Below are 3495 nucleotides of genomic sequence, written 5' to 3' on the forward strand. Positions count from 1 at the left end.
GGGCGAGGGGCCCCGCGTGAGAGGTGGAGGGGGGCGGAGCCTGTGACCGGTATCACCGCTCCGGTGTGATCTGCGATTTAGGGGGCCGGGGCCTACGGGGATAACCTGCGAGACGGACATGCCGCGTCCACGGACACCGTGTACGCCTCCCTTGTGACAGCGCAGTCACGTTGCCCTCCGCCCTATCCGGGCGCGCGGCACGCCCACGCAGACAACGAACCGCGATCACCAGAAAAGGGACGGACGCGCGTGGACCTGTTCGAGTACCAGGCGAGGGACCTCTTCGCCAAGCACGGTGTACCGGTGCTGGCCGGTGAAGTCATCGACACGCCTGAGGCGGCGCGCGAGGCCACCGAGAAGCTGGGCGGCAAGTCGGTCGTCAAGGCCCAGGTCAAGGTCGGTGGGCGCGGCAAGGCCGGCGGCGTCAAGCTGGCCGCGACCCCGGACGAGGCGGTCGCCCGCGCGACCGACATCCTCGGCATGGACATCAAGGGCCACACGGTCCACAAGGTGATGATCGCCGAGACCGCCCCGGAGATCGCCGAGGAGTACTACGTCTCGTACCTCCTCGACCGCACCAACCGCACCTTCCTGGCCATGGCCTCCGTCGCCGGCGGCATGGACATCGAGGAGGTCGCCGCGACGACCCCCGAGAAGCTGGCCAAGGTGCCGGTCGACGCCAACGAGGGCGTCTCCAAGGAGAAGGCCGCCGAGATCGTCGCCCAGGCGAAGTTCCCGGCCGAGGTCGCCGACCAGGTCGCCGACATCCTGGTCACCCTCTGGGAGACCTTCGTCGCCGAGGACGCACTCCTCGTCGAGGTCAACCCGCTGGCCAAGGTCGCCGACGGCCGGGTCATCGCCCTGGACGGCAAGGTGTCCCTGGACGCCAACGCCGACTTCCGCCAGCCCGAGCACGAGGCGCTCGAGGACAAGGCGGCGGCCAACCCGCTGGAGGCCGCCGCCAAGGCCAAGAACCTCAACTACGTCAAGCTGGACGGCGAGGTCGGCATCATCGGCAACGGCGCCGGCCTGGTCATGTCCACCCTGGACGTGGTCGCCTACGCCGGTGAGGCGCACGGCGGCGTCAAGCCCGCCAACTTCCTCGACATCGGCGGCGGCGCCTCCGCCGAGGTCATGGCGAACGGCCTGGAGATCATCCTCGGCGACCCGGACGTCAAGTCCGTCTTCGTCAACGTCTTCGGCGGCATCACCGCCTGCGACGAGGTCGCCAACGGCATCGTGCAGGCCCTCCAGCTCCTGGAGTCCCGCGGCGAGGACGTCACCAAGCCGCTGGTCGTCCGGCTCGACGGCAACAACGCCGAGCTGGGTCGCAAGATCCTTTCGGACGCCAACCACCCGCTGGTGCAGCGCGTGGACACCATGGACGGCGCGGCCGACAAGGCCGCCGAGCTCGCGGCTGCGAAGTAAGGGACGAGGTAGTACACCACCATGGCTATCTTCCTGACCAAGGACAGCAAGGTCATCGTCCAGGGCATGACCGGTGCCACGGGCATGAAGCACACCAAGCTCATGCTGGGTGACGGCACCAACATCGTCGGCGGCGTGAACCCGCGCAAGGCCGGCACCAGCGTCGACTTCGACGGCACCTCCGTCCCCGTCTTCGGCTCCGTCGCCGAGGCGATGGAGAAGACCGGCGCCGACGTCTCCGTCCTCTTCGTGCCGCCGGCCTTCGCCAAGGCCGCCGTCGTCGAGGCCATCGACGCCGAGATCCCGCTCGCGGTCGTCATCACCGAAGGCATCGCCGTCCACGACTCGGCCGCCTTCTGGGCGTACGCGAAGTCCAAGGGCGACAAGACCCGGATCATCGGCCCCAACTGCCCCGGCCTGATCACCCCGGGCCAGTCCAACGCGGGCATCATCCCCGGCGACATCACCAAGCCGGGCAAGATCGGTCTGGTGTCGAAGTCCGGCACGCTGACCTACCAGATGATGTACGAGCTGCGGGACATCGGCTTCTCCTCGGCGGTCGGCATCGGCGGCGACCCGGTCATCGGCACCACCCACATCGACGCCCTGGCGGCCTTCGAGGCCGACCCGGAGACCGAGCTGATCGTCATGATCGGTGAGATCGGCGGCGACGCCGAGGAGCGCGCGGCCGACTTCATCAAGGCCAACGTCTCCAAGCCGGTCGTCGGCTACGTCGCGGGCTTCACCGCCCCCGAGGGCAAGACCATGGGCCACGCCGGCGCCATCGTGTCGGGCTCCTCCGGCACCGCGCAGGCCAAGAAGGAGGCCCTGGAGGCCGCCGGCGTCAAGGTCGGCAAGACGCCGACGGAGACCGCCAAACTGGCCCGCGCCATCCTGCAGGGCTGAGCCCCACCAGGCTCGCCCACCAGGCTCGCCCACCAGGCTCGCCCACCAGGCTCGCCCACCAGGCCCCGCGCAGCAGGACGGGCCCGCCGCCGGATGTTCCTCCGGCGGCGGGCCCGTCCGCGTGTCCGGCCCATGGAGATCAAGGCAGTTGCGGCACCAGCCGTTCCGGGCCGCCGGCCGGCTCGGAGCGCAGCTTGTCGCGCAGCGCGGCGTCCTTCGGCGTCAGGCTCCGCTCCGGCCCGCTGAGCACCGGCACCCCGGCCACCGGCTCACCCGGCGCCAGCGGCGGCTGGTACGAGGTCGGCGCGGTCGCCAGGGTGAACGCGGTCGCCCCGATGATCAGCACCGTCAGCACGATCGCGGCCCGGGTCCACAGCCGGACGCGGCGCTCGCTGCCGCTGCGCACGGTGCGCGGCACCGTCAGCGCGATCGCCGGCCCCTTCGCCAGGACGTAGCTCAGCCGCTTGTGCAGCACCGCCGGGTCCGCCAGCTCCGGCACCCGCTCGGCCAGCGCCGCCCGGGCGTGCAGCACCCGGTTGCCCGCCGCCGGCGTGCTCGCCTCCGTCTCGGCCGCCGTCTCCGGCAGGTCCAACCCCAGGCCGTCGTAGAGGAGCAGGGTGCGCCGGTAGGCGGGCGGCAGCTCCAGCACCGCGGCCCGCAGCGCCTGCGCCGCGAGATCGGCGGCGGGCGTGCCGGGCTTGTCGGGGCTGCGCTGCGAGCGCCGGAAGCGGTGCCAGGGCGACAGCGCGTACTCGTGCACCGCGGCCCGCACCCAGCCGACCGGGTCGCGGTCCACGGCCACCTCGGGCCAGCGCTCCCACGCCAGGTGGAAGGCGTACTCCACGGCCTCCCGGGACAGCCTGCGCCGGCCGGTCAGCAGGTACGCCTGCTGTACGAGGACCGGTGCGGCCCACTCGTACAGCGCGTCGAACGCGGCGGCGGGCGCGGAGACCTCGTCGCCCGCGAGCCCGTCGTCCGCCGACCCGTCGCCCGCTGACACGTCGTCGTCCACCGTCGCGTCGTCCGCCGACCCGTCGTCTGCGGCAGCCGACTCGGCAGCGGCGGCATCGGTCGCGTCCTGGGCCGCCGCCTCGGGACCGGCACAGGCCCCGCCCCGGGACCCGTCCCCGGACTGTCTCTTATACACATCTCCGAGCCCAC

3 protein-coding genes are annotated in these 3495 nt (G+C 71.8%); 2 read left to right on the forward strand and 1 reads right to left on the reverse strand.

Going from position 1 to position 3495, the window contains the following annotated elements; genetic code table 11:
- Window positions 1–249: 249 nt before the first annotated feature.
- The gene (sucC, locus tag C6N75_RS27545) at window positions 250–1428 is read left to right on the forward strand and encodes an ADP-forming succinate--CoA ligase subunit beta (protein ID WP_105871581.1); all 1179 of its coding nucleotides are present in this window, start codon (window positions 250–252) and stop codon (window positions 1426–1428) included.
- A 21-nt stretch (window positions 1429–1449) separates the two neighbouring features.
- Window positions 1450–2334, forward strand: a complete 885-nt coding sequence (gene sucD, locus C6N75_RS27550; protein WP_105871582.1) for a succinate--CoA ligase subunit alpha — start codon at window positions 1450–1452, stop codon at window positions 2332–2334.
- Window positions 2335–2473: 139 nt separating this feature from the next.
- Here sucD and C6N75_RS27555 read toward each other — a convergent pair.
- Window positions 2474–3495, reverse strand: a 1022-nt coding sequence (locus tag C6N75_RS27555; protein ID WP_258177645.1) for a sigma factor-like helix-turn-helix DNA-binding protein, incomplete at its 5' end; no start/stop codon positions are given.

The organism is Streptomyces solincola (assembly GCF_002982015.1).
Taxonomy (GTDB): Bacteria; Actinomycetota; Actinomycetes; order Streptomycetales; family Streptomycetaceae; genus Streptomyces; species Streptomyces solincola.

Coding starts and splice junctions, on each gene's coding strand:
- sucD (WP_105871582.1), top strand. CDS start 1,450: ATGGCTATCTTCCTGACCAAGGACAGCAAGGTCATCGTCCAGGGCATG.